The following is a 23,782-nucleotide window of genomic DNA, read 5'->3' as shown; positions in this document are numbered from 1 at the left end:
ACGTGTTCACGAACGGTGCAACGTCAGGCGATGCCCGCTGCTTCCGGCTTCCCGATGTACTTCACGTAACCCTCGGCCTCGAGCTTGTCGGCCAGCTCCGGACCGCCGGACTCGGCGATGCGGCCACCGGCGAAGACGTGCACGAAGTCGGGCGAGATGTACTTGAGGATCCGGGTGTAGTGGGTGATCAGCATGACGCCGACCTCACCGGAGCGCTTGTACCGGTTCACGCCCTCGGACACGACGCGCAGCGCGTCGACGTCCAGGCCGGAGTCGGTCTCGTCGAGGATCGCGATCTTCGGCTGGAGCAGCCCGAGCTGCAGGATCTCGTGGCGCTTCTTCTCGCCGCCGGAGAAGCCCTCGTTGACCGAGCGCTCCGCGAAGGTCGGGTCGATGTCCAGCTCGGACATCGCCTCCTTGACCTCCTTGACCCAGTGGCGCAGCTTCGGCGCCTCGCCGCGCACAGCGGTGGCGGCGGTGCGCAGGAAGTTCGACATCGAGACGCCGGGCACCTCGACCGGGTACTGCATGGCGAGGAACAGGCCCGCGCGGGCGCGCTCGTCCACCGTCATCTCCAGCACGTCCTCGCCGTCCAGCAGCACGCTGCCGGAGGTGATCTCGTACTTGGGGTGCCCGGCGATGGCGTAGGACAGGGTGGACTTGCCCGAGCCGTTGGGGCCCATGATCGCGTGGGTCTCGCCTGCCTTGATGGTCAGGTCGACGCCCTTGAGGATCTCCTTGGCGCCGTCGTCGGTGTTGACCGAGACGTGCAGGTCCTTGATCTCCAGAGTGGCCATTGGTGCTTCGTTCTCCTGGTGTTGCGAGCGAAAGTCAGTTCGTAGCCAAGGTCAGTTCACCGCTGCGGCGACGTCCACGTAGACGTCGTCCCCGCGCAGCTCGACGGCGAACACGTCGACCGGCTCGGTGGCGGGCGGCGAGGACGGGCGGCCGGTGCGCAGGTCGAAGCACGACCCGTGCAGCCAGCACTCCACGCCCTTGCGCGTCACCTCGCCCTCGCTGAGCGCCACTTCGGCGTGCGAGCACAGGTCGCGCAGCGCGTGCACGGTCCCGCCGTCGCGGACGAGCAGGACCGGGGTGTGCTCGTCGCCGACCTCGAACGCGGCAGGCTTGCCGTCGTCGAGGTCGGTCAGCGAACACACCCTGATCACACGCCCACCGCTTCGAGCTCCGCCTCGATCGCGGCTTCCAGGCGCTCGCGCACCTCGGGAACGGCGATCTTGAGCAGGATCTCGTGGAAGAACCCGCGCACGACCAGCCGTCGTGCCTGGTCCTCCGGGATGCCGCGGGCCTGCAGGTAGAACAGCTGCTCGTCGTCGAACCGGCCGGTGGCGCTGGCGTGGCCCGCGCCCTCGATCTCGCCGGTCTCGATCTCCAGGTTGGGCACCGAGTCGGCGCGCGCGCCGTCGGTGAGCACCAGGTTCCGGTTGAGCTCGAAGGTCTCGGTGCCCTCCGCCGCGGCGCGGATCAGCACGTCGCCGATCCACACCGTGTGCGCGTCCTCGCCCTGCAACGCGCCCTTGTAGACCACGTTGCTGCGGCAGTTGGACGCCGAGTGGTCGATGAAGGTGCGGTGCTCCAGGTGCTGGCCCGCGTCGGCGAAGTACAGGCCGAGCAGCTCGGCGTCGCCGCCGCGGCCGGTGTAGGTGACCACCGGCGTGAGCCGGACGACGTTGCCGCCGAGGGTGATGACGGTGTGCTTGAACGAGGCGTCGCGGCCCAGCTTGGCGTGGTGCGACGACACGTGCACCGCGTCGTCGGCCCAGTCCTGGATGGCGACCACGGTGAGGTGCGCGCCGTCGCCGACCACGAACTCGATGTTGTCGGCGTACGCGCCGGAGCCGCGGTGGTCGATGACCACGACGGCCTCGGCGAACTGCTTGGCGTGCACGTGCAGGTGGCCGTACGCGACCTGGCCCTCGCCCGCGCCGGTCACCGTGATGGTGGTCGGCTCGGACTTCGCGTCACCGGGCAGGGTGACGACGGTGGCCTCGGTGAACGACGACCAGGCCTGGGCGGCGACGCGGTCACCGGGGGTGCCGGCGACGCCGAGCCGCTCGTCGTCGCGCGCCACGGTCTCGACCGTGACGCCCTCGGGCGCGCTGACCTCGACGTTCGCCGTGCCGGTGGCCTCGGCGCCGTTGTGCAGGTTCGCCAGGCGCTTCATGGGGGTGAAGCGCCAGATCTCCTCGCGACCGCCGGGCACCTCGAACGCGTTCACGTCGAACGACGTGAAGTGGTCCGCGCGCGAGGAGATCGGGGCACCCGCACCGTGCGAGTGGGCCGTCAGGCCGTGTTGCTGGTCTTCGGTGGTGACGGCCATGTCAGCCGACGGCCCCTTCCATCTGCAGCTCGATCAGGCGGTTCAGCTCGAGGGCGTACTCCATGGGCAGCTCGCGCGCGATGGGCTCGACGAACCCGCGCACGATCATCGCCATGGCCTCGTCCTCGTTGAGACCGCGGGACATCAGGTAGAACAGCTGGTCCTCGGAGACCTTCGAGACCGTGGCCTCGTGGCCCATCGACACGTCGTCCTCGCGGACGTCGACGTACGGGTAGGTGTCCGAGCGGCTGATGTTGTCCACCAGCAGCGCGTCGCACTTGACCGTGGACTTCGAGTGGTGCGCCCGCTTGTTGACCTGGACCAGGCCGCGGTAGGAGGTGCGGCCACCGCCGCGCGCCACCGACTTCGACACGATCGTGGACGACGTGTGCGGCGCCATGTGGACCATCTTCGCGCCGGCGTCCTGGTGCTGGCCCTCGCCCGCGAACGCGATCGAGAGGACCTCGCCCTTGGCGTGCTCGCCCATGAGGAACACGGCCGGGTACTTCATGGTGACCTTGGAGCCGATGTTGCCGTCGATCCACTCCATGGTCGCGCCCTCTTCGGCCTTGGCGCGCTTCGTGACCAGGTTGTAGACGTTGTTCGACCAGTTCTGGATGGTCGTGTAGCGGCAGCGACCACCCTTCTTGACGATGATCTCCACGACGGCGGAGTGCAGCGAGTCCGACGAGTAGATCGGCGCGGTGCAGCCCTCGACGTAGTGCACGTACGCGCCCTCGTCGACGATGATCAGCGTGCGCTCGAACTGGCCCATGTTCTCGGTGTTGATCCGGAAGTAGGCCTGGAGCGGGATGTCGACGTGGACGCCCTTGGGCACGTAGATGAACGAGCCGCCCGACCACACCGCGGAGTTCAGCGCGGAGAACTTGTTGTCACCCGACGGGATGACGGAGCCGAAGTACTCCTTGAACAGCTCCGGGTGCTCCTTGAGGGCGGTGTCGGTGTCGAGGAAGACGACACCCTGCTCCTCGAGGTCCTCGCGGATCTTGTGGTAGACGACCTCGGACTCGTACTGGGCCGCGACGCCGGAGACCAGGCGCTGCTTCTCCGCCTCCGGGATGCCGAGGCGGTCGTAGGTGTTCTTGATCTCGTCGGGCAGGTCGTCCCAGGTCGCCGCCTGCTTCTCGGTCGACCGGACGAAGTACTTGATGTTGTCGAAGTCGATGCCCGACAGGTCGGAGCCCCAGGTCGGCATGGGCTTGCGGTCGAACAACCGCAGCGCCTTGAGCCGGAACTCCAGCATCCACTCGGGCTCGTTCTTCTTCGCCGAGATGTCCCGAACGACGTCCTCGTTCAGGCCCCGGCGAGCGCTCGCGCCTGCCACGTCCGAGTCGGACCAGCCGAACTCGTAGTTGCCGATGCTCGCCAGGGTTTCTTCCTGGGTGAGCGGGGCTGTGGTGGTGCGCTGCTCGGCAGCGGCAGTCATGCGGGCTCCCCTCCATCTGGGATCCGGGGTGTGTTCGGGATGTGCGTCGTGCACACGGCATCGCCGCGGGCGATGGTGGCCAGGCGCTGGACGTGCGTGCCGAGCAGGTCGGCGAACGCCGCCGTCTCGGTCTCGCACAACTGCGGGAACTCCGCCGCGACGTGCGCCACCGGGCACAGGTGCTGGCAGAGCTGCTCGCCCGCCCCCACGTGGCGCGCCGAGGCAGCGTAGCCCTCCCTGGTCAGCGCCACGGCGAGGGCCTTGGCCCGCTCCGCGGCGTCGGGCTGGGCCACGATGGCCGCGCGGTGCCGGTCGACGAATGCGGACACCCGTCGTTCGGCGAAGGTTCGTACCGCCTCCTCCCCGCCCTGTTCGGCGAGGAACCGCAGCGCGGCGGCGGCGAGGTCGTCGTAGGCGTGCCCGAAGCGGGCCCGCCCCTGCTCGGTCAGCAGGAAGAGCTTGGCCGGGCGACCCCGGCCGCGCCGGCCCCGTTGCGGGGCCTCCCTGCTGGCCGCCTCGCCGTCGGCCACCAGCGCGTCGATGTGCCGGCGCACCGCCGTGGGGCTCAGGCCCAGCTGCTCCGCGACCGAGGCCGCGGTCACCGGGCCCTGCTCCAGGAGGAGCCGTGCGACGGCGTGCCGGGTCCGGCCGTCGTGCCCGGACGGCACAGCGGTCGAATCGGTCCCGGCGTTTTTCACAACACCAGTGTTGCGTATTTCGCGGGCGGCCGCAAAGATCGGCCCTCCTCGGGTGACCCGAGTCACGCGCCGAGCCGGTCGCTACCCTTCGGACGTGGCGGCGGGCGGAATGGTGATGGCGAACCGGAGCGAGATCGGCGAGGCAGCGCCCCTCGACGCGCCCGAACGGCGACAGCTCGACGTGATCCGCCGGTGGGGCACGGTGGGCGCGTTGCTGCTGGCCGTCGGTTCGCTCGGGTCGGGCGCCGCGCCGATCTTCAGCCCGCTGCCGGGCACGCCGCTGCTCGGGCTGTTCCCGCGGATGCCCAGCGCGTCGATGGCCGTCGCGTGGACGGGCATCTTCCTCATCGTGTCGGCGTGGCTGTGGCTGGGCCGGTTCGCCCGGCCGGGCCGTCCCCGGCTGGTGTCGCGCAGCCAGCTCGACCGCACGTTGCTGATGTGGATCACGCCGCTGGTGTTCGTGCTGCCCATGTTCAGCCGTGACGTCTACAGCTACCTGGCGCAGTCGCAGATCGCGGCCAACGGGCAGGACCCGTACGAGCTCGGCCCGGCCACGGCGCTGGGCGTCGAGCACGACCTGACGAAGAACGTGCCGAACATCTGGCGCGAGACGCCCGCGCCGTACGGGCCGCTGTTCCTGGCCGCCGGGCGGGTCATCTCGATGGTGACCGGCGACAGCGTGCTGCCCGGCATCTTCCTGCACCGGCTGCTGGGGCTGCTGGGGCTGGCGATGATCGTGTGGGCGCTGCCGCGGCTGGCCCGGCGCTTCGGCGTGCCCCCGGTGAGCGCGCTGTGGTTGGGCGCGGCGAACCCGCTGGTGCTGTTCCACCTGGTCGTGGGCGTGCACAACGAGGGACTGGCGATCGGCCTGATGCTGGTGGGGCTGGAGTTGGCGCTGCGGAAGATGCCCCTGGTCCCGGGCGCGCCGATGACGCGCGAAGAGCTGCTGTGGACAGTGCTGGGCGCGACCATGATCACGTTGGGCGCGGCGGTGAAGATCCCGGCCGCGCTGGCGCTCGGCTTCCTGGGCGTGCTGATCGCGCGGCGGTGGGGCGGGAGGTTCTCCGACCTGGTGCGGTCGGCGTTGTTGTTGCTGGTCATCTCGGGTGTGGTGATGGTGGGGACGTGCGTCGGCACCGGACTCGGGTTCGGGTGGGTGGAGACGCTGAACGTGGCCGGCACGGTGAAGAGCTGGATGTCGCCGCCGACCGCCATGGGGTTCATGGGCGGGGGGCTCGGGCTGACGCTCGGGCTGGGCAACCACACCGAGTCGGTGATCGTGCTGATGCGGATCGTGACGCAGGCCGTGTCGGTGGTGATCGTGGCGACGCTGCTGTGGAAGGCGTTCCGGGGTCGGATCAAGGCCGTCAACGGCCTGGGGGCCGGGCTGGGCGCCGTGCTCGTGCTCGGGCCCGTGCTGCAGCCGTGGTACGTGCTGTGGGCCGCGTTGCCGCTGGCCACGGCCGTGCTGGCGCGTCGGTTCCGGGTCTTCGCCACCACCGCCAGCGCCGTGATCGCGGTGATCCTGCCGCCGACGGGCTCGGCGTTCGACGGCCGTGCCTACATCGTGCCGCAGGCCGTGACGGGCGCTCTGATCGCGTTCGCCGTGTGCCTGTTCGTCGCCCGCAAACAGGTCATGCCCCTGATCAAACGCGACCCCCTCCCGGGCTACGCCTAACCCCGCGTGTCGAACTTCCAGGCCCAGCGTGTCGAACCTCCAGGCCCGGCGTGTCGAACGTTCAGGACCCCCGAGTTCCACATTCGTGCTCGGACGCGCCGACGCGAGCGGTGAATTCGGGGGTCCTGAACGTTCGACACTCGGGACCTGAGGGTTCGACACGCGGGACCTCAGCGTTCGACACGCGCGGGGTGTAACGGGTGGGGGCGGTGGGCGAGGTAGGGGGTGCGGGAGGATCGGGGCAAGGGGAGGTGGCGTCGTGGTGGACGTGCCCAGGGAGCAGATCCGGTTCGCCGTCGTGCTGAACGGGGGTGTGAGCCTCGCCGTGTGGATGGGCGGGGTGGTGCTCGAGCTCGACCGGCTGACCAGGGGTGACGGCCCGTACGCCGACCTGCTGGACATGGTCGGCAGCACGGCGCGCGCCGACGTCATCACGGGCACGTCGGCAGGCGGCATCAACGGCGCCGCACTGGCGTTGTCGCAGGTCAACGCCAGCGCCCGGCTGGAACGGCTGCGTGACCTGTGGGCCGAGCAAGGCCGGATGGAACAGCTGCTGCGCACGCCGTTCCGGGGGCAGCCGGCGTCGCTGCTGCGCGGCGACGAGTTCTTCCTCCCGAGGCTCCGGGAAGCACTCGAACGCCTGACCACCGACTTCACCCCGCAGGAGGACCGACCGGTCGACCTGCGCATCACGACCACGCTGCTCGCGGGCGTGCCCACGGTCACCCACGACGACCTCGGCCAGACCCTCGTGCAGGCCACCCACCAGGGCAGCTTCTCGTTCCGCCGCGACCCCGGCGGCCGGGACGACTTCACCGCCGACAAGCTCCCGACGCTGGTCAGCCGCATGGCGCTGGCCGCGCGCTCGTCCGCGTCGTTCCCGTTCGCGTTCGAGCCCTCCTTCATCCCGGTCGCACCCGGCGCGCCCGACGGCGACAAGCCGAACATGGCCGAGGTCGCGTCCTGGGCCAACGACACCGACAACCGGTCCCGCTACGCCGTCGACGGCGGCGTCCTGGTCAACACGCCCACCAAGGAGGCGTTGGAGGCCATCGACCGGATGCCCGCCGAAGGCCCGGTCCGACGGGTGATGCTGCTGGTGTTCCCGCACGCGCCCGAGGCGGTGGTGGAGCCGGTGGCGCCCGTGGACGGCGCGCTGCCCAGCACCATCGCCACCGGCGGCAAGCTGCTCGGCGCGCTGACCAGCCAGAGCGGGCGGACCTACGTCGACCGCATCGAGGAGCACAACCGCAACGCCGCCTCCCGCCGCGGCGGGCGCAATGCCCTGCTGGACCGGCTCGCGTCCGGTGGCTCGGTCACCGACAAGGTGTACGCGCTGGCCGAGACCCTGCACGAGCACTACGAGGACGTGCGCATCCGGCACGCCGCCCGCGACGTCACCACCCGCCAGTTCGAGGTGCCGGGCACGAACGCCGCCGGCTGGACGTTCGAACGGGTCCGCGCCGCGGCCGAGGCGGCGCAGCGCGAGTACCGCGCGGACCACAGCAAGCTGCCGTACGTGCCGACGCGGCCACAGCCGGTCGCCCTGCCCGACCACGGCTGGCCGTGGGGCATCACGATGGCCGAACGGCTCGCGTCCGCCGCGATGGACGTGCTCAAACGCCTGGTGTGGGTGATGCCGGACGCCCAGCGGCTGGCGATGGCCCGCACGAACCTGTTCGACGTGCGGGCGAGGCTGCGCGCCGCCCGGATCGAGCTGGACGAGCACTGGACCACGGACGGGACCGAGGAGCTGGACCAGGCGTACTGGGAACGGCGGGTCCACCGGTTCGCCGAGAAGATGCTGGACGAGCCGGACGGCGTCGGGCAGCGGGTGCGTGAGCAGGTGGAGCGGATCGCGGGCGTCCTCGGCGACGCGCACGACATCCTCGACCAGCTGGAGCCCGAGCAGCTGCGGGTGGGCGAGCTGCGGTCGTGGCACCGGCTGCTGACCGAGCCGCGCACCGACGCCGAGGCCGCGGCGGGCCTGGTGGCGGGCGAGCTGTGGCTGTCCCGGGTGCTGGCGCTGGAGGTCGCGACGACGTGCCTGGCCGACGACACCCGCGGCGGCCTCGACCAGGCCGTCGAGCTGGTGCAGATCAGCCTGCAGACGCGCAACGCGTTCGCCGAGTACAGCATCACCGCCGAGGACAAGGCGGGCGGCGCGTCGCTGCACCGGTTCTCCGGGTTCCTCAAGCGGTCCTGGCGGGTCAACGACTGGATCTGGGGTCGGCTCGACGGCGCGACCATGCTGTGCAAGGTGGTGTTCGACCCGAAGCGGCTGCTGCGCGTCGACCGGCTGACCGGCGCGGGCGGAGACCCCGTCGAACGGGCCGCGGCGCAGGTCGACGACCTGGTGGTGAAGCTGTTCGGCGACGGCGTGCCGGACGAGCTCGGGCCGTACGTCGAGCGGGCGAAGGCCGAGCTGGGGAAGGTCTACGCGAGCCCGGACGGCGACCACCCGCCGACGTGCGCGGCGCTGGCGGAGCTGGCCGCGTGGGGGCTGCACGTCCGGATCATCTGCGAGGAGCTGCCCGCGCTGCGCGCGGCGATCCTGGCCGACCGGCACGAGGGCGCGGACCGGCGGTCGCGCGGCGAGCTGTTCCTGGAGGAGCAGGCCGCGCTGCTGGCCCGGCTGCCCGTGCGCACGGACGCGGAGCGGATCGAGGTGGGCGTGCGGGGGTTGAGCGCGTTCGACCGGGCGGGCATCGGGCGTGAGCCGCTGGTGCAGGAGGCGAGCAGCGACCAGGTGATCCGGACGGCGGCGACGGCCGCGGCGGTGGCGATCACCGTGGCCGACAGCGACAACTCGGGTCTGGGCACGGCGAAACCGCTGACCAGGACGTTGCGCGGGGCGGCGCTGCTGCCGTACTGGACGATCACCGGCCTGACCAGGGGCGGACGGTTGGCGCAGTTCCTGGGGCTGCTCGGGTTCGCGCTGGGCGGGGCGCTGCTGGTGCTGTCGTTGTTCGACCTGCTGCCACCGTGGGCGGTCGGTCCGGCGGCGGCGTTCGGCGGTGGCACGCTGCTGGCCGCGTTCGGATACGCAGCGCTGCGGTCGGGAACGCTGCTGCACGGTCTGGTGCTGCTGTCGCCGGTGATCCCGCTGGTGACGGTGGCGATCGACCGGACGAGGGACGCGTTGGCGTCCGGCGAGACCGGCGACCAGGCCGTGACGGGCATGGTGGCGGTGGGTGGCGTGCTGCTGGTCGTGGTGGGGTTGCTGATCATCGGCAGCCTGCCCGCGCCGGTGGGCACGCCGCTGGCCGTGCTGGGCAAGATCCGGCTCAAGCCCCGGCTGCTGGTGCGGGTGCTCGTGGCGGCGGCGATCGTGGTCGGCGTGTGGGCCGTGGTGCGGTACCGGCTGTACGACCTGAGCCCGGCGCTGGTGGTGGTCGGCACGGTCGTGGCGATCGTGTTCGGCGGGGTCACGTCGTACGTGCTGGGCAGTTCGCTGCGCCGGTGGCGGCAGGTGGACGGCGTGTGGGACACGGAGGCCGCCGAGCCGCCCGCGTCCGCGACCGCCGGGTGGGCCGCGGTGTACGGGAGCGTGCTGCTCGTCATCGCCGCGGTGGTGCAGGCGTTCTCGCTGCGGTTCACCGGGTGGGAGGCGGTGCTCGGCACGGCGTTGGCGTTCGGCTTGGTGCTGCTGTTGGTGACGACGTGGTGGGTGCCGTTGCGGGCCAGGCGGACCATCGCCACGTCCCTGGTGGAACAGATGTCCATTGTGGACTTCGAGCCGGACGGGGTGGCCGAGGCGCTGCTGAAGCGGCTGGAGGGTCACGGGATGCTGTTCAAGTTCCTCACCGAGCTGGACGCGACCGGCAAGCCCCGCCTGACCGCCAACGGCCACCGCGTGGCCAACCGCGCGGCCTACCGCTCCACCACCGGCTCCGACGTCGACTGACCCCCACACACGCGAGAGTCCTACGTTCGCGGGCCGAGAGTCCTACGTTCAGGACCCGTGAGTTCAACGCTCGGACGGCGGGTTCCGGGCACCGACCCGGTCTGAGCGTTGAACTCATGCGTTCTGGACGTAGGACTCTCGAGGGCTGGACGTAGGACTCTCGCGGGGGTTAGGCCGCCAGGGCGGGGGTGCGGTGGACGGTGGGGAGGCCCAGGGCGCGGGCGTAGAGGGACTCGAAGGTCTCCAGGGTGGTGTCGATGGCGTGCGCGGCGATCATCTCGCTGCTCGCCGCACCCATCCGGGCGGTCACGGTGGGGTCGACGGTGACGGCGTGCAGGCGGTCCGCCAGGCCGCGCACGTCACCCGGCGTGAACAGCCAGCCGTTGCGACCCGGCTTGCACAGGTGCGGCAACGCCATCGCGTCCGCCACCACGACCGGCTTGCCCGCGGCCATCGCCTCCATCGTCGCCAGGCTCTGCAGCTCCGCGATGCCCGGCATGCAGAACACGTCGGCCGCGGCGTAGGCGTCCAGCAGCTCGGACTCGCTCACGAAGCCGCGGAAGCGGACGCGGTCGGAAATGCCCAGGTCACGTGCCAGCAGTTCCCACTCGGCACGGCACGAGCCGTCACCGACGATCTCAGCGTGCAACCGCGGCACCAGCGCCAACGCCCGCAGCAGCTCGTCGACCCGCTTCTCCTCGTCCAGCCGGCCGACGAACAGCACGGTCGGCGCGTCGGTGTGCCGCACGGGCTGACGCCCCCGGTACCGGTCGATGTCGATGCCGCACGACACCGGCACCGCGCGCTCGGGGAAGCCGTTGTCGTGCAGCAGCTGCACGGCCCGCGGCGTCGGCGCCGTCACCACGTCGGCGAGACCGAACACCCGCCCCAGGTCGCTCCACGCCCACCGCGACGCCATGCCCTGCAACCACGCCGGCACGTGGGCGTGCCCGAACAGGTTCTCCGGCATGAAGTGGTTCGTCGCCACCGTCGGGATCCCCCGGGCAGCCGCCTGCCGCAGCACGTACCGACCCACCACGAAGTGCGCCTGCACGTGCACCAGGTCCGGCCGCAGCTCCTCCAGCAGCACGCCGACGTCCTCGCGCACCTGCCACGGCAGCCCGATGCGGAACGTGCGGTGGAACGGCGTGCGGTGCGAGCGGACCCGGTGCACGGTGATCCCGTCGGCGCGCTCGGTGCGGGCCGCGCCGTCCGCCGACACGCAGATCACGTGCACGTCGTGGCCGCGGCCGGCCAGGCCGGTGGCGAGGCGGTGGGCGAACCGGGCCGCGCCGTTGACGTCCGGCGGGAACGTCTCCGCGGCGATCACGATCCGCATGGCGCGTCCGTTGGTCACTGTCGTCTCCGATCTGGTGGGAACTGCGGAAGTGGTTCGAGTGCGGGCCAGCGCGACGACACCGCCGACGGCGATCGCGGCGCACACCACCTGGGCGGCGCCGACGAGCGGGCTGGTCCGGGTCGCCTCGCCGAGCAGCCCCGCGCCGATGCCGACGGCCACGAGCGGGTCCACCACGGTGAGGCAGGCGACCGCCACGTGCGGCGGTCCGCTGGCGTAGGCGTGCTGGATGAACCAGCCGCCGACGATGAGGGCGGCGACGATGCCCGCCGCCGAGAACGCGGTCGTCCACGCCAGGCCGCCCTGCTGGACGTCCTGGGACACCGACCGCATGAGCACGGAGACGAAGCCGTAGGCGACACCGCCCGCCGCGCCGAAGCCGAGGGCGCGCACCGCCGGCCGGGTCGACAGCACGCCGACCAGGCCCGGGACCGCGATCAGGCCGAGCGCCAGCAGCGCGGCCTTCACCTCGGCCTCCGGCACGACCGCGGTGGACGTGGCGCTGCCAGCGGCCAGGAGCACGAACGCCCCGACGCCGAACGTGGTCCACGCGACCGCGGGCAGTTCACGCCGACGACCGTCGAGCACCGCGGTGATGCCGATCGCGACCACGCCGACCGGCTGCACCACGCTCAACGGCGCCATCCCCAACGCCGCCGCGTGCACACCGGCCCCCAGGACGAGCAGCACCAGGCCCAGCAGCCACCGCGGCCTGCGCAGCAGGTCCAGGACCCGCAACGCGGCGCCCTCGCTCGCCCGCACGGCGTCGTGCTGCAGACGTGCGGCGTAGGCGAAGAACACGGCGCCGAGCACCGCGAGCAGGACGGCGAGCCACGTCATGACGCCTCCTCGCGGCGCAGGACCGCGGAGGCCAACGCGAACAGCAGCCCGTAAAGCAACGCGAACAAAACGCGCTCGAAAAGCCCGAGCATGACCGCGCCGCCGCCCGGGTAGACCACCGAGACGTGGCTGAGCATGAATGCCACCGAGGTGATACCCGCGGCGACGGAAAAACGGCGAAGTGCGGTACTGGAGATGAACGTGCGGGAAATCAGCCACCCGGCCAGCGGCAGGCTCGCGAACATCACCGCGCCCGCGTACCGGTGCACCGCGCCGGAGAACGACGTGGGCGTGCCGGTCGGGTCGGTGGGGAACACCGTCGCCACCGCCAACCCTGCCGACCACAGCCCCATCAGCAGCGCCACCGGCCCCCGCCTGGGCAAACCGGACCGGATCAGGGCGACGAGCAGGCCGATCGACGCCGCCGCCAGCGTCAGCGAGGTGACGGCGAGCAGCCCGCTGCCGTTGTCCACGAAGATGTAGTCGCTGATCGTGTGGGCGATGGGGCTGAGTTCGCCGACCGACGCCACGTGCAGGTAAACAATCGGGAACAGCGACAGGACGAGCCCCACAACAGCCAGCGGCAACACCGCCGCTCGTCTTTTCCCCCGGATCTCCACCACGGGAAAATCTTCGCCCGGAATGGTGACCGAAGATATCGGGAACACCCCCGAGACGACCCTGAAGCCACCCGGAGAACCCTGGTAGGGCTGACCCCACCACCGGGCCGGGGCGGGCGACGCCCTAGGCTTCCGCGTCGTGAGCCCGCACCCCCCGCACCCTGCCGTGGAAGTGTCGGGGCTGGTCAAGCGCTACGGCTCCACCGTCGCGGTGAACGGACTCGACCTCACCCTGGACACCGGCACGGTCCTCGCGCTCCTCGGCCCCAACGGCGCCGGGAAGACGACGACCGTCGAGGTGTGCGAGGGGTTCCGGGCGGCCGACGGCGGCGAGGTCCGCGTCCTCGGGCTCGACCCGAAGCGCGACGGCGACCGGCTGCGCCCCCGCATCGGCGTGATGCCGCAGGGCGGCGGCGGCTACCCCGGCGTGCGGGCCGACGAGATGCTGCGCCTCGTGGCCGCCTGCGCCGCCAACCCCCTCGACCCCGCGTGGCTGCTCGACGTGCTCGGGCTGTCGTCCTCGGTGCGCACCCCGTACAAGCGGCTGTCCGGCGGGCAGCAGCAACGCCTGTCGCTGGCGTGCGCCCTGGTCGGACGGCCCGAACTGGTGTTCCTGGACGAGCCGACCGCCGGCATGGACCCCCAGGCCCGCCGCCTGGTGTGGGAGCTCGTGTCGGCGCTGCGCGCGGACGGCGTGAGCGTGCTCCTCACCACCCACCTCATGGACGAGGCCGAAGCCCTCGCCGACCACGTCGTCATCGTCGACGCCGGCCGCGTCGTGGCGCAGGGCAGCCCGGCCGAGCTCACCGAGCACCACGCCGACGACCGGCAGCTCCGCTTCCGCGCCCGACCGGGGCTGGAGCTGACGCTGCTGCGCGACGCCCTGCCGGAAGGCCTCGAGGTGCGTGAAGCCAGCCGGGGCACCTACCTGGTGCACGGCACCATCGACCCGCAGGTCCTCTCCACGGTCACCTCGTGGTGCGCGCAGCAGGGCGTGCTGGCCGAGGAGCTCACCGTGGCCAGGCGCAGCCTGGAGGACGTGTTCCTCGAGCTGACCGGCAGGGAGCTGCGCTCGTGACGGAATCCTTCGCGCCCGGCACGTTCACGCCCGCGCCCGGACGCGGGAAGCTCGGCCGGATGCTGCTCGCCCAGGCGCGCACCGAGACCGTGCTCACCCTGCGCAACGGCGAGCAGATCCTGCTCACGGTGCTCATCCCGGCGGCGCTGCTGGTCGCGATGAGCCTCATGGACGTCATCCCGGTGCCCGAACCGCGGGTCGGCTCGGCCACCGCGCGCATCCTCGCGCTCGCCGTGATCTCGTCCGCGTTCACCGGGCAGGCGATCGCGCTGGGCTTCGACCGGCGCTACGGCGTGCTCAAGCGGCTCGCCGCGACCGCGCTCCCCCGCTGGCTGCTGGTCGCCGGGCGGGTCGTCGCGGCCCTGGCCGTGGTCGCCGTGCAGGTCGTGATCATCACCGCGATCGCGCTGCGGCTGGGCTGGCGGCTGCCGTCCGCGACCGGCCTGCTGTGGGCGGTCGGGCTGATCGTGCTCGGCACGCTGTCGTTCGGCGCGCTCGGCGTGCTGCTCGGCGGCGCGCTGCGGGCCGAGATCGTGCTCGCGCTGGCCAACATCGTGTGGTTCGTGCTGCTGCTCATCGGCGGTGTCGCGCTCGGCGTCGACAGCCTGCCGACCTGGCTCGCGACCGTCGTCGACGCGCTGCCGTCCGCCGCGCTCGCGCTCGCGCTGCACGACGCCGTGGTCGAGGGGACGGCGCCGAGCCCGGGCCACGTCGCCGTGCTGGTGGTCTGGGGCGTGGCCGCCGGCGCCCTGGCGATGAAGACCACCAAGCTCGGGTGACACCCCCGGGCGGCGGTTCTCAGCCAGTGGTACCTACCATCGGTTCGTGTCCGCCCCATCCTGGTTCACCACCTTCCTGAGCACGTTCCAGCGCGCGTTCGCCATCGCCGTCGTGATCGCCCAAGGCGGCATCGCGGTCACCGGGTCGATCGTGCGGGTGACCGGATCGGGCCTGGGCTGCCCCACCTGGCCGCAGTGCTTCGAAGGCAGCCTCGTGCCGGTCGAGCACCCCGAGGTGGCGTCGCTGCACCAGTGGGTCGAGTTCGGGAACCGCACGTTGACCGGCGTGGTCGGCGTCATCGCCGCGCTGTGCGTGCTGGCGGCGTGGTTCAACCGGCCGCGGCGCAAGCGGGTCGTGGTGCTGGCGCTGGTGCAGTTCGGCGGCGTCGTGCTGCAGGCCGTGATCGGCGGGTTCACCGTGCTCACCGGCCTGCTGTGGTGGACGGTGAGCGTGCACTTCCTGGTGTCGATGCTGCTGGTCTGGTTCGCCGTGCTGCTGGTCGCGGCGCTGGGCGAGGGCGACGAGCCCGCCAGGCCGCGCGTGCCGCGGGCGTTGCTGAAGCTGCAGGTCGTGCAGGCCGTGACGCTGGGGCTGCTGCTGCTGGCGGGGACGTTCGTCACCGCCGCCGGGCCGCACGCGGGCGACGCGGCCACCCCGCGCCTGGACGTGTCGGTGGACACGTTGTCGCAGGTGCACGCCGACCTGCTGTTCCTGTTCCTCGGCATGCTCATCGCGTTGGGCTTCGCGCTGCGCGGTCACCCCGTGCCGCGGCGGCCGTACTACGCGCTCGTGGCCGTGGTGCTCGCGCAGGGCGCGCTGGGCATGGTCCAGTACTGGACCGGCGTGCCCGAGGTTCTGGTCTCGCTGCACGTGCTGGGCGCCGGCGCGGTCGTCGTCGCCACCGCCGCCCTGTGGGTGTCGACCCGCGAACGGACTCAGCGCGAGGACGAGGGCCTGCGCTCCCAGACCGCGGGCAGCTCCGTCGCCAGCCACGTGTAGAGGTCGTCCACGGTCCGCAGCCGCACGGCTCGTTCCGGGTCGCCGCTCATCAGTCGCATCCCGGCTTCGGTCAGCTCGCGCACGCTCACCAGGGCGTCCAGCTTGCGCTGGATCAGGTCGACCCACCGCTTCTCGTTGATCCGGTACTGCGCCGCCTGCCTGCCGCGCCGCGTCCGCTTCGTCACCAGGCCGGCGTTGACCAGGAACTTCAGGTTGGTGCTGATCGAGCCGCTGCTGGCCTCCAGCTCCTGGGACAGCTCGGCGGCGGTCCGTTCCGTGGGCTGGCACACCAGCAGGTAGCCGAGGATGCGACCGCCGATCAGCGGGATGCCCTCCTCGGCGAAGTGCGCCGCGAACCGCTCGATCCACGCCGACAGCCGCGTTTCCCGTCCGACGCTCATCCGACCCCCTCGGCTCGACGACCGGTACTTCGGTCGACACTGAAGCCACGATAGGTCGTGTGCTGATCATCACGCAAAGGCGGCGCGCCGTCCTGAGCGTTGAATTCGGGGGTCCTGAACGTAGGACACACGCGTCCTGAACGTAGGACACACGCGTCCTGAACGTAGGACTCTCGCGTGCTGAACGTAGGACTCGCGGGTGCTGGAGGTTCGACACGCGCTGGTCAGAGGCGGCGGAGGCCCGCCAGGACCCGTTCCATCAGGCCCAGGTCCGGCGACTCGCCGTCGGTGGACGCGGTGCGGTGGACGTCGATCAGGCCGCGTTCGGCCATGTCGCCCAGCAGCACCTTGGCCACGCCGAGGGGCAGGCGCAGCAGGGCGGCGACCTCCGCCACCGACCGCGGCCTGGCCACCAGGGAGATCACCTCGTGGTACTCGGCCTTCATGGCTCCCGGGTAGTCCCAGTCCACCGCCGACACCAGCGTCTCGATCTCCAGCTGGATCGACGACGTGGTCCGGCCACCGGTCCACGAGTAGGCGCGGACGATCGACGCCGCCTCCTCGCGCGGGTACTCGAAATCGTCCTCGTCGTCGAAGACCGGGCGGTGGGGCTTGGTGTCCCCGGTCCCGGCCTGGCGAGGCTCGGGCTTCGACTGCTCCTGCTTGCGGCGGCGGGAGGAGTCGAGGCTGAACCCGTTGAGCAGGGCGGCGAACGTCTCGTCCGACGACCCGGTGTCCTCGTTCCGGTCCATGACCACCTCACGCAGACGGGCGGGCCATCATCCGCTTCGCACCGTGGAGCTGGGCGCGCAGCTCGGGGGTCAGGAGCTGGCCGACCTGGTCCACGACCACGGTCATCTCGTAGGCGACCTGGCCGACATCGGCGTCCGGTGCGGCCAGCACCGCGAGGCACGAGCCGTCCCTGATGGACATCAGCAGCATGATCCCGTACTGCATCTCGATCACCGAGCGCAACACGCCGCCGCCGTCGAAGCACCTCGCCGCCGACTCGGTCAGGCTCGCCACGCCCGCCGCGATCGCGGCCAACTGGTCGGCCCGGTCGTCGGGCAGCCCGTTGGACGCGGTCAGCAGCAGACCGTCCACCGAGATCACCACGGCGTGGGCCACCCCGGGCACGCGATCGGCGAAGTTGCTCACCAGCCAGCCGAACTGGTCGACCTGTCGCGACTTCTGCGTGCTCATCCGCTCTCCTGCCCAGCTCGATTCTCACCGGAACCCCGCACACCTTGCCGGATCCCGGTCTGGTAGCTGGCGAGGAAGCCGCGTGTCGCCTGCGGATCCCTCCGTACGGGTGCCACCGCGTCGGGCGCACTCGGCCGTTCGGCCACCAGATTGCTCCGCGGCTGCCTCTTGGGCAGTTCCGCCGGATTGTCGTTCACGGGCTTGTCGTTCACGGGCGCCTCCCCGCGCGCGTGGGTGTCCGCGGCGCGGTGCCGCGCCGGTTCCGCCGGTCCGGAGGGCGCCGCGGCGCCGCCGAACCAGGTCGAGGCCGTCCGCCGCGTGGCGGGCGGGGTGTCGGCCGGGGTGTCGACGGTGCGACCCCTGAACGGGGTCCACCCGTCGTCCTTCAGCGGCACGACGGGCGGCAGCACCGGCTGCCGCCCGGAGGAGTACGGCGCAGAGGAGTACGGCACAGCGGGCGGCGGCACGGCGGCCCGCGGCAGGACCGGCTGCGGGCCGGTCGACGGCGGCAGCGCCGGCTGCGGACCGGTGGAGCGCGGCAGGGCCGGCTGCGGACCGGCGGGGCGCGGCAGCGCCGGCTGCGGACCGGCGGACGGCGACGGCGCCGGGATGGACGGCTGCGCGGCCGGCACGCGGGACGGCGTCGAGCCGGTCGGCCGCACGAGCTCGGCGGGCAGCGCCACGACCGCGCGCAGCCCGTCGCCCTGCTCGCGCAGCGACACCTCGATGCCGTGCCGCCCGGCGAGCCTGCCGACCACGTACAGACCGAGCTGGCGCGACACGGGCAGTTCGCCGGACTCCTCCGACGCGGCCAGCGCGATCCGGCGGTTGGCCTGCGCCAGGTCCTCCTCCGACATGCCGACGCCGAGGTCGATCACGTCGACGAGCACGCCGCCGCCGGGCCGCGGCCGGCCGCCGACGATCACCTGGGTGCGCGGCGGCGAGAACGTGGTCGCGTTGTCCAGCAGCTCGGCGACCAGCCGGACCAGGTCGCCCGCGGCGTAGCCGACGACCTCGACCGACGGCGTGGTCTGCACGACGACCCGCTGGTACTGCTCGATCTCGGACGCGGCGGCGCGCAGCACGTCGCCCAGCGGCACCGGGCGGGTGAAGCGGCGGGCCACGTCGCTGCCCGACAGCACCATCAGGTTCTCGTTGTTGCGGCGCATCCGGGTGGCGAGGTTGTCCAGCTTGAACAGGTTCGCCAGCTGCTCGGGGTTCTCCTCCTGCCGCTCCAGCTCCTCCATGAGCTTGAGCTGCCGCTCCACCAGGCCCTGGCTGCGGCGGGACAGGTTGATGAACGCGTTGCGCATGCCGGTGCGCAGGTCGGCCTGCTCGGCCGCGGAGCTGACCGCCTGCCGGTGCACCGCGTCGAACGCGCGCGCCAGCTGGCCGAACTCCTCCCTGGTGTGCACGGGCACCGGCACCACGCTCACGTCGTGCGCGGCGTTCTCCCGCAGCTGCGCCACGAGGGTGGGCAGCCGGTGCTCGGCGACGTCCAGCGCGGCGGTGCGCAGCGCGCGCAGGGAGCGCAGCAGGTAGCTGCCGACGACGTAGCCGACCGCGGCGGCGGCGAACATCGAGGCGAGCAGGATCACCGACGCCGCGCCGGCCCGGTCGCTGGTGGAGTCCTGCAACCGGCCCGCGGCGGCGGTCAGCTGACCCTCCAGCGAGTGCAGCACGACGCCGATCTGCCGGAGCGTGGCCTCCGAGCCGCGGTTCCAGTCCTCGGCCTTGACGAACAGCTCCACCGCGGTGGAGTTGGTGCGGACCTGCTGGAACAGGCTGTTGCGGAGGTCGACCTCCTGACCGGACACGGTGCTGCGGAAGTCGGCCTGCTGCTGCGGCGTGGCGACGGCGGAGAAGTCGGCCAGCTTGTCCTGCTGGCGGGTGTAGGACTGCTCCAGCGCGACGTCCTCGGAGTCGAGCAGCCGGACGCGGCTGATGCCCGCCTGCACCGTCGCGTGCTGCCAGGACACCTGCTCGCCCGCCATGGCGAGGTTGTGCAGCGCGGTCGCGGTGCCGGACAGCGCCGGGTCGCCGAAGTCGCCGACCATGGCCTGGTCGAAGTCGAGCAGGGCGCGCAGCACCACGGTGTAGCCGCCGATGGCGCCTTCCAGGTCGACGCTGCCCGACACCACGCGCTCGCGCAGCTGCGGCAGGCCGTCGAGCTGGACCGTCACGTCGCGGAACCGGGCGTTGGCGACCTCGCCGAGGGTCGTCGTGCGCTCCATGAGGTTCCGCACGCCCGCGGCGGCGTTGTCGGTGACGCGCGTCAGCTCCCGGAAGTCGGCCTCGGGCACGCCGGCGCCCTCGGCCCGCTGCGCCGACCGCGCGCGTTCCGCCTGCACGCCCGCGATCAGCGGGTCCATTCCGGCACGGAGCGTGACGATGCGCTGCATCGAGGCGTAGGTGTCGGCGCTCTTGACGTACCCGCGGATCTGCACCACGCCCGCGCCGACGGCGACGAGCACGGGCACCGCCAGCACGGCGGCGAGCTTGACCGGCAGACGCCAATTCCGCCAGTCCGCGACGGCGCTCCACCACTGCCCGCGCGCGATGTTGTCGCCAGTCACCAGACAAGCCCCGGAAAGTCCGTAGTTGTTTCGCAGTTGAAGGACGTCGACGTATTGATGATCGACGACCGTGATGTTGCTGGGCGGATAGTAGGTGGTGAACAGGCGTGGGACAACGACCTTGCGGTAGGTCCTCATCCGATCGGCGCAGCGTGACGACACCGGGCGACACGGACGCCAGTCGAGACAACGGTCCGGCATCGACTGAGCAGCGGTGACACGACCGTTGGCGGCACGTCGTTGACTGGCGGCCCAACGCGGTTACGCTGAGCGCTCGCCGGCGGCCCGCGCATCCGCGTGCGCGGCGAGGCAAATCCCCGTGGAGGATTGATGACGAAGGCGATCCTGCCTCCGACGGATTCCAGACCCGCTCGCGGCGGGCGCGGCTTCGCCACTTTCGACGACCCGGGGTCATCCCTGTTGGTCGACGAAGCGGGCGACCCGGACTTCGTCGCGCTACAGGCGAGCGCTGATTTCCGCGAGCTCCGCCGGCGGACGGCGATCTTCGTGGTGCCGGCGACGTGCGGGTTCCTGCTGTGGTACCTGGGTTACGTCGCGCTGTCGGCGTACGCGCCGGACTTCATGGGCACGCCGGTGTGGGGCGTGATCAACGTCGGCCTGCTGTTCGGGCTGCTCCAGTTCGTCTCCACCATCGCGCTGACGCTGGGTTACGCCCGCTACGCGCGGCGCAAGCTCGACCCGCAGGTCGACGCGGTCCGCTCGCTCACCGCGGAGGACCAGGCCTGATGGGCGGCAACACCGCGATCAACCTCGGCGTCTTCGGCGTCTTCGTGTTGATCACCCTCTACGTCGTGTACCGGGCGGGCACCCGCAACGCCACCGCGTCGGACTACTACGCCGCGGGCAGCAGCTTCACCGGGCCGCAGAACGGCATCGCGCTCTCGGGAGACTTCCTGTCCGCCGCGTCGTTCCTCGGCATCTCCGGCAGCATCGCGGTCAACGGCTACGACGGGTTCCTCTACTCGATCGGCTGGGTCGTGTCGTGGCTGCTCGGCCTGATGATCATCGCCGAGCGGTTGCGCAACACGGGCCGGTTCACCCTGGGCGACGTGCTGGCGTTCCGGATGCGGCAACGCCCGGTGCGCGCCGCGGCGGCCAACGTGACCCTGGTGATCTCGCTGTTCTACATGATCGCGCAGATGGCCGGCGCGGGGGCGCTGATGGCGCTGCTGCTGGACGTGCACAGCAAGGTCGGCCAGTCGGTGATCATCGCCGTGGTGGGCATCGTCATGGTGCTGTACGTGCTGCTGGGCGGCATGAAGGGCACCACGTGGGTGCAGATCATCAAGGCCGTCTTCCTGATCATGTGCGTGACCCTGCTGACGGTGTTCCTGCTGGGCAAGTTCGGCTTCAGCCTGTCGGCGATCCTGGAGGCGGCGTCGCGGAACACGCCCCTCGGGCCGGAGGTGCTGGAGCCGGGCGTGCGCTACGGCGGCACGCCGACCAGCCGGCTCGACTTCATCTCGCTGGCGCTGGCCCTGGTGCTCGGCACCGCGTCGCTGCCGCACGTGCTGATGCGGTTCTACACCGTGCCGAACGCCCGCGAGGCGCGCCGCTCGGTGGTGTGGGCGACGTGGATGATGGCCACGTTCTACCTGTGCACGCTGGTGATCGGCTTCGGCGCGCTGGCGCTGGTCGGCTCGAAGGAGATCGCGGCGGCGCCCGGCGGCGAGAACTCGGCCGCGCCGCTGCTGGCCTACGAGGTGGGCGGCGCGGTGCTGCTCGGCGTGGTGAGCGCGGTGGCGTTCGCGACGATCCTGGCGGTCGTGGCCGGTCTGACGTTGACGGCGTCGGCGTCGTTCGCGCACGACGTGTACGCGAACGTGATCAAGCACGGCCAGGCCGACCCGCGGTCGGAGGTGCGGGTCGCCCGGTTGACGGCGGTCGTGGTCGGCCTGCTGGCGATCGTCGGCGGCATCGCGGCGAACGGGCAGAACGTGGCGTTCCTGGTGGCGCTGGCGTTCGCGCTGGCGGCGTCGGCGAACCTGTCGACGATCATCTACTCGATGTTCTGGAAGCGGTTCAACACGCCGGGGACGCTGTGGTCGGTGTACGGCGGGCTCGGGTCGTGCATCTTCCTGCTCGCCTTCTCCCCCGCCGTGTCCGGCGCGAAGTCGTCGATCTTCCCGGACGTCGACTTCGCCTGGTTCCCGCTGAGCAACCCGGGCCTGGTGTCGATCCCGTTCTCGTTCCTGTGCGGCTACCTCGGCACGGTCCTGAGCAAGGAGAAGGCCGATCCGGTCAAGCAGGCCGAGATGGAGGTCCGGTCGCTGACCGGCATCGGCTCCGGACTGAAGTGAGACCTTCGCGGTGAGGACGCCGAACGCCGGAACCCCGTGCTCCGGCGTTCGGCGTCCTCACGGGGTCGGCTCGGGGACTACCGCCGGGCGAGGGCCGCCCGGACCGCCGAGGCGAACCGGAGCGGCGCGGTGGCGTCGGTCTGGCGGAGGCCGAGCGAGGGCTCGACCAGTTCCAGCTCCAGCAGCAGCGGCGCGCCGTCGGCGCCCGGGATCAGGTCCACCCGCGAGTACAGGAGGTCGTCGCGGCGCAGGCCGGTCAGCGCGGCGGCGGCGTCCATGACGTCCTCGGCGACCCGGCGTTGCGCGGGTGACGGCGCCGCGCCGGACAGGCGTTCCACGATGTACAGCCCGGACTCGTCGAACTCCGCGTCCGGCGTGAGCATGGCGCCCTTGGTGAACGCGTGCGAGTACTGGCCGCCCAGGAACACCATCGCGGTCTCGCCGACGGAGTCCACGTGCGACTGGTACGGCTGCACGAGCGCGGGCGCGCCCAGGGCGCCCAGGTGCGCGGCGGCGGTCTCGTGGTCGCCGGCCGCGACGCGCAGCGCGCCGCGCGAACCGGCGCCGACGGTCGGCTTCACCACGAACTCGCCGTCCGGCCAGTCGGTGAAGCCCGGCCCGGCCACCGCCGTCGGCACGACCGGCACGCCGTGGCGCGCGAGCTCGACCAGGTAGGTCTTGTCGGTGTTCCACCGCACCACCGACGCCGGGTTCACCAGCGCGGGCTCGGCGTCGCACCAGGCCAGGAACTCCGGCAGCCGCTCGGTGTAGTCCCAGGTGGACCGCAGCACGACCAGGTCGGCCGACGTCGGCGTGCCCCACGCCGTCCACGACGCGTGCACGCCGACGTCGGCGAGGGCGTCCACCAGGGCGTCGTCGTCGCCGTCGCCGGAGGGCAGCGTGTCGCAGGTCGCGAAGAGGACCTTCACCGGCCGGCCATCTTGCGCCGGTGCGCCGGCCCGATCTTCACCGCGGCCGTCGTCTCGCGGTCCCACTCGTGCCGTTCCAGGTCGGCGACGGCCTCGACCAGCGCCTCCGCCGCCGCCACGTCCGGCAGCACCACGTCGCCCATGGCGCCGTCGTCGCCGACCAGCACGACCCGCGCGCCTGCCCGCCCGACGTTCTGCACGACCGCGCGGGCGGGCTTTCCGTGCGCGGCCACGAACGCCGTCGCCGTCCGCACCGCGCGCCCGATCTTCTTGTCCTCTGCCACGTCGGCCAGACTAGAACCTGTCGGTAACTTCCGCGCACGTGACCGCACTCACGACACCGGCGAAGCGGCGTCACCCGGCCGCCTCGCCGGCGCTTCTCGGGTGCCGCTGCCGGTCAGGAACCCATCCGTGGCGCACATGCCCGTGTGGACCTCCATCGTGACGGTTCGACGGTGACGGCAGCCTGCAGCCGGACGAATCAGATGCGCTTCCCCGGCTCGGTGACCCGGCCAGGCCGGAGGTCTGCGGCGGCGACCCACCTCGTCCGCGGTTTGACGGCAGAGCGCACCAGGAACCCGCGGTCGGGTGGGACAACGGTCGATCC

The 23,782-nt window shown here is 71.7% G+C and carries 20 protein-coding genes; 7 read left to right on the top strand and 13 right to left on the bottom strand.

The genetic code is table 11. The annotated features are described in order from the left end of the window. Positions 1-23: 23 nt before the first annotated feature. From sufC to AB0H12_RS28675, 5 genes are read right to left on the bottom strand one after another with little or no spacing between them, the layout of a single operon-like run. Positions 24-797, bottom strand: coding sequence for a Fe-S cluster assembly ATPase SufC (sufC, locus tag AB0H12_RS28695; RefSeq protein ID WP_499626940.1), 774 nt, complete (start codon positions 795-797; stop codon positions 24-26). Positions 798-848: 51 nt separating this feature from the next. Further along, positions 849-1,169, bottom strand: coding sequence for a non-heme iron oxygenase ferredoxin subunit (locus tag AB0H12_RS28690; RefSeq protein ID WP_499626938.1), 321 nt, complete (start codon positions 1,167-1,169; stop codon positions 849-851). After that, entirely contained in the window at positions 1,166-2,341 is a 1,176-nt protein-coding gene (gene sufD, locus AB0H12_RS28685; RefSeq protein ID WP_499626935.1) for a Fe-S cluster assembly protein SufD, read from the bottom strand. Before sufD ends, AB0H12_RS28690 begins: the two co-directional genes overlap by 4 nt. A 1-nt stretch (position 2,342) precedes the next feature. Continuing rightward, complete coding sequence (sufB, locus tag AB0H12_RS28680) at positions 2,343-3,788, bottom strand: Fe-S cluster assembly protein SufB (protein WP_498779743.1); 1,446 nt, start codon at positions 3,786-3,788, stop codon at positions 2,343-2,345. Further along, complete coding sequence (locus AB0H12_RS28675; protein ID WP_499626933.1) at positions 3,785-4,486, bottom strand: helix-turn-helix transcriptional regulator; 702 nt, start codon at positions 4,484-4,486, stop codon at positions 3,785-3,787. The genes sufB and AB0H12_RS28675 overlap by 4 nt, the downstream gene beginning before the upstream one ends. A 109-nt stretch (positions 4,487-4,595) precedes the next feature. Here AB0H12_RS28675 and mptB point away from each other — a divergent pair, with 109 nt between their 5' ends. Together mptB and AB0H12_RS28665 are read left to right on the top strand one after the other, a co-directional pair. Continuing rightward, a complete protein-coding gene (mptB, locus tag AB0H12_RS28670; protein ID WP_499626963.1) occupies positions 4,596-6,164 on the top strand; it encodes a polyprenol phosphomannose-dependent alpha 1,6 mannosyltransferase MptB in 1,569 nt (522 codons plus the stop codon). Positions 6,165-6,426: 262 nt separating this feature from the next. Beyond that, the gene (locus tag AB0H12_RS28665) at positions 6,427-10,071 is read left to right on the top strand and encodes a patatin-like protein (RefSeq protein WP_499626931.1); all 3,645 of its coding nucleotides are present in this window, start codon (positions 6,427-6,429) and stop codon (positions 10,069-10,071) included. A gap of 169 nt (positions 10,072-10,240) precedes the next feature. On the opposite strand, the gene AB0H12_RS28660 is transcribed toward AB0H12_RS28665, so the two are convergent. Together AB0H12_RS28660 and AB0H12_RS28655 are read right to left on the bottom strand one after the other, a co-directional pair. Continuing rightward, positions 10,241-12,268: a glycosyltransferase gene (locus AB0H12_RS28660; RefSeq protein WP_499626930.1), complete on the bottom strand. Its 2,028-nt coding sequence runs from the start codon at positions 12,266-12,268 to the stop codon at positions 10,241-10,243. After that, positions 12,265-12,891: a DUF998 domain-containing protein gene (locus tag AB0H12_RS28655; RefSeq protein WP_499626928.1), complete on the bottom strand. Its 627-nt coding sequence runs from the start codon at positions 12,889-12,891 to the stop codon at positions 12,265-12,267. The genes AB0H12_RS28660 and AB0H12_RS28655 overlap by 4 nt, the downstream gene beginning before the upstream one ends. Positions 12,892-13,027: 136 nt before the next feature. On the opposite strand from AB0H12_RS28655, the gene AB0H12_RS28650 reads away from it, so the two are divergent. The 3 genes from AB0H12_RS28650 to AB0H12_RS28640 are packed head-to-tail and all read left to right on the top strand — an operon-like array spanning position 13,028 to position 15,745. After that, positions 13,028-13,966 carry an ABC transporter ATP-binding protein gene (locus tag AB0H12_RS28650; RefSeq protein WP_499626926.1) on the top strand — a complete coding sequence of 313 codons (939 nt, stop codon included), beginning with the start codon at positions 13,028-13,030 and terminating at the stop codon, positions 13,964-13,966. Between the two features lie 59 nt (positions 13,967-14,025). Then, entirely contained in the window at positions 14,026-14,745 is a 720-nt protein-coding gene (locus AB0H12_RS28645; protein ID WP_499626962.1) for an ABC transporter permease, read from the top strand. 46 nt (positions 14,746-14,791) lie between these two features. Then, on the top strand, positions 14,792-15,745 hold the full coding sequence (locus AB0H12_RS28640; protein ID WP_499626925.1) for a COX15/CtaA family protein: 954 nt from the start codon (positions 14,792-14,794) through the stop codon (positions 15,743-15,745). On the opposite strand, the gene AB0H12_RS28635 is transcribed toward AB0H12_RS28640, so the two are convergent. From AB0H12_RS28635 to AB0H12_RS28620, 4 genes are all read right to left on the bottom strand, one after another. Further along, positions 15,682-16,146, bottom strand: coding sequence for a GbsR/MarR family transcriptional regulator (locus AB0H12_RS28635; RefSeq protein WP_230569132.1), 465 nt, complete (start codon positions 16,144-16,146; stop codon positions 15,682-15,684). The two genes, AB0H12_RS28640 and AB0H12_RS28635, sit on opposite strands and share 64 nt — an antisense overlap. Positions 16,147-16,370: 224 nt before the next feature. Then, positions 16,371-16,898 (bottom strand): DUF742 domain-containing protein, encoded by a 528-nt coding sequence (locus AB0H12_RS28630; RefSeq protein WP_499626923.1) that lies wholly within the window; start codon positions 16,896-16,898, stop codon positions 16,371-16,373. A gap of 7 nt (positions 16,899-16,905) precedes the next feature. Beyond that, positions 16,906-17,349, bottom strand: a complete 444-nt coding sequence (locus AB0H12_RS28625) for a roadblock/LC7 domain-containing protein (RefSeq protein WP_123746617.1) — start codon at positions 17,347-17,349, stop codon at positions 16,906-16,908. After that, positions 17,346-19,925, bottom strand: a complete 2,580-nt coding sequence (locus AB0H12_RS28620) for a nitrate- and nitrite sensing domain-containing protein (protein WP_499626921.1) — start codon at positions 19,923-19,925, stop codon at positions 17,346-17,348. Before AB0H12_RS28620 ends, AB0H12_RS28625 begins: the two co-directional genes overlap by 4 nt. Before the next feature lie 330 nt (positions 19,926-20,255). Here AB0H12_RS28620 and AB0H12_RS28615 point away from each other — a divergent pair, with 330 nt between their 5' ends. Next, positions 20,256-20,672, top strand: coding sequence for a DUF485 domain-containing protein (locus AB0H12_RS28615; RefSeq protein ID WP_230569136.1), 417 nt, complete (start codon positions 20,256-20,258; stop codon positions 20,670-20,672). Continuing rightward, positions 20,672-22,246 carry a monocarboxylic acid transporter gene (locus AB0H12_RS28610; protein WP_499626919.1) on the top strand — a complete coding sequence of 525 codons (1,575 nt, stop codon included), beginning with the start codon at positions 20,672-20,674 and terminating at the stop codon, positions 22,244-22,246. Before AB0H12_RS28615 ends, AB0H12_RS28610 begins: the two co-directional genes overlap by 1 nt. A 77-nt stretch (positions 22,247-22,323) precedes the next feature. Here the strand turns inward: AB0H12_RS28610 and AB0H12_RS28605 are convergent, their stop codons facing one another. Next, positions 22,324-23,175 carry an ATP-grasp domain-containing protein gene (locus AB0H12_RS28605; RefSeq protein ID WP_499626917.1) on the bottom strand — a complete coding sequence of 284 codons (852 nt, stop codon included), beginning with the start codon at positions 23,173-23,175 and terminating at the stop codon, positions 22,324-22,326. Next, entirely contained in the window at positions 23,172-23,459 is a 288-nt protein-coding gene (locus tag AB0H12_RS28600; protein ID WP_499626916.1) for a hypothetical protein, read from the bottom strand. The genes AB0H12_RS28605 and AB0H12_RS28600 overlap by 4 nt, the downstream gene beginning before the upstream one ends. Positions 23,460-23,782 lie beyond the last annotated feature (323 nt).

The sequence above is a fragment of the Actinosynnema sp. NPDC023794 genome (genome assembly GCF_040639675.1).
GTDB lineage: Bacteria > Actinomycetota > Actinomycetes > Mycobacteriales > Pseudonocardiaceae > Actinosynnema > Actinosynnema luteola.
The sequence above is the reverse complement of the archived record's forward strand: the minus strand, read 5'-3'. Positions and strand labels throughout refer to the sequence as shown.

Excerpts from the sequence above, each read along its gene's own strand:
- AB0H12_RS28645 (WP_499626962.1), top strand. The coding sequence starts at position 14,026 with ATGCTGCTCGCCCAGGCGCGCACCGAGACCGTGCTCACCCTGCGCAAC.
- AB0H12_RS28660 (WP_499626930.1), bottom strand. The coding sequence starts at position 12,268 with ATGACGTGGCTCGCCGTCCTGCTCGCGGTGCTCGGCGCCGTGTTCTTC.
- mptB (WP_499626963.1), top strand. The coding sequence starts at position 4,596 with ATGGTGATGGCGAACCGGAGCGAGATCGGCGAGGCAGCGCCCCTCGAC.
- sufB (WP_498779743.1), bottom strand. The coding sequence starts at position 3,788 with ATGACTGCCGCTGCCGAGCAGCGCACCACCACAGCCCCGCTCACCCAG.
- AB0H12_RS28630 (WP_499626923.1), bottom strand. The coding sequence starts at position 16,898 with ATGGACCGGAACGAGGACACCGGGTCGTCGGACGAGACGTTCGCCGCC.
- sufC (WP_499626940.1), bottom strand. The coding sequence starts at position 797 with ATGGCCACTCTGGAGATCAAGGACCTGCACGTCTCGGTCAACACCGAC.
- AB0H12_RS28635 (WP_230569132.1), bottom strand. The coding sequence starts at position 16,146 with ATGAGCGTCGGACGGGAAACGCGGCTGTCGGCGTGGATCGAGCGGTTC.
- AB0H12_RS28615 (WP_230569136.1), top strand. The coding sequence starts at position 20,256 with ATGACGAAGGCGATCCTGCCTCCGACGGATTCCAGACCCGCTCGCGGC.
- AB0H12_RS28610 (WP_499626919.1), top strand. The coding sequence starts at position 20,672 with ATGGGCGGCAACACCGCGATCAACCTCGGCGTCTTCGGCGTCTTCGTG.
- sufD (WP_499626935.1), bottom strand. The coding sequence starts at position 2,341 with ATGGCCGTCACCACCGAAGACCAGCAACACGGCCTGACGGCCCACTCG.
- AB0H12_RS28625 (WP_123746617.1), bottom strand. The coding sequence starts at position 17,349 with ATGAGCACGCAGAAGTCGCGACAGGTCGACCAGTTCGGCTGGCTGGTG.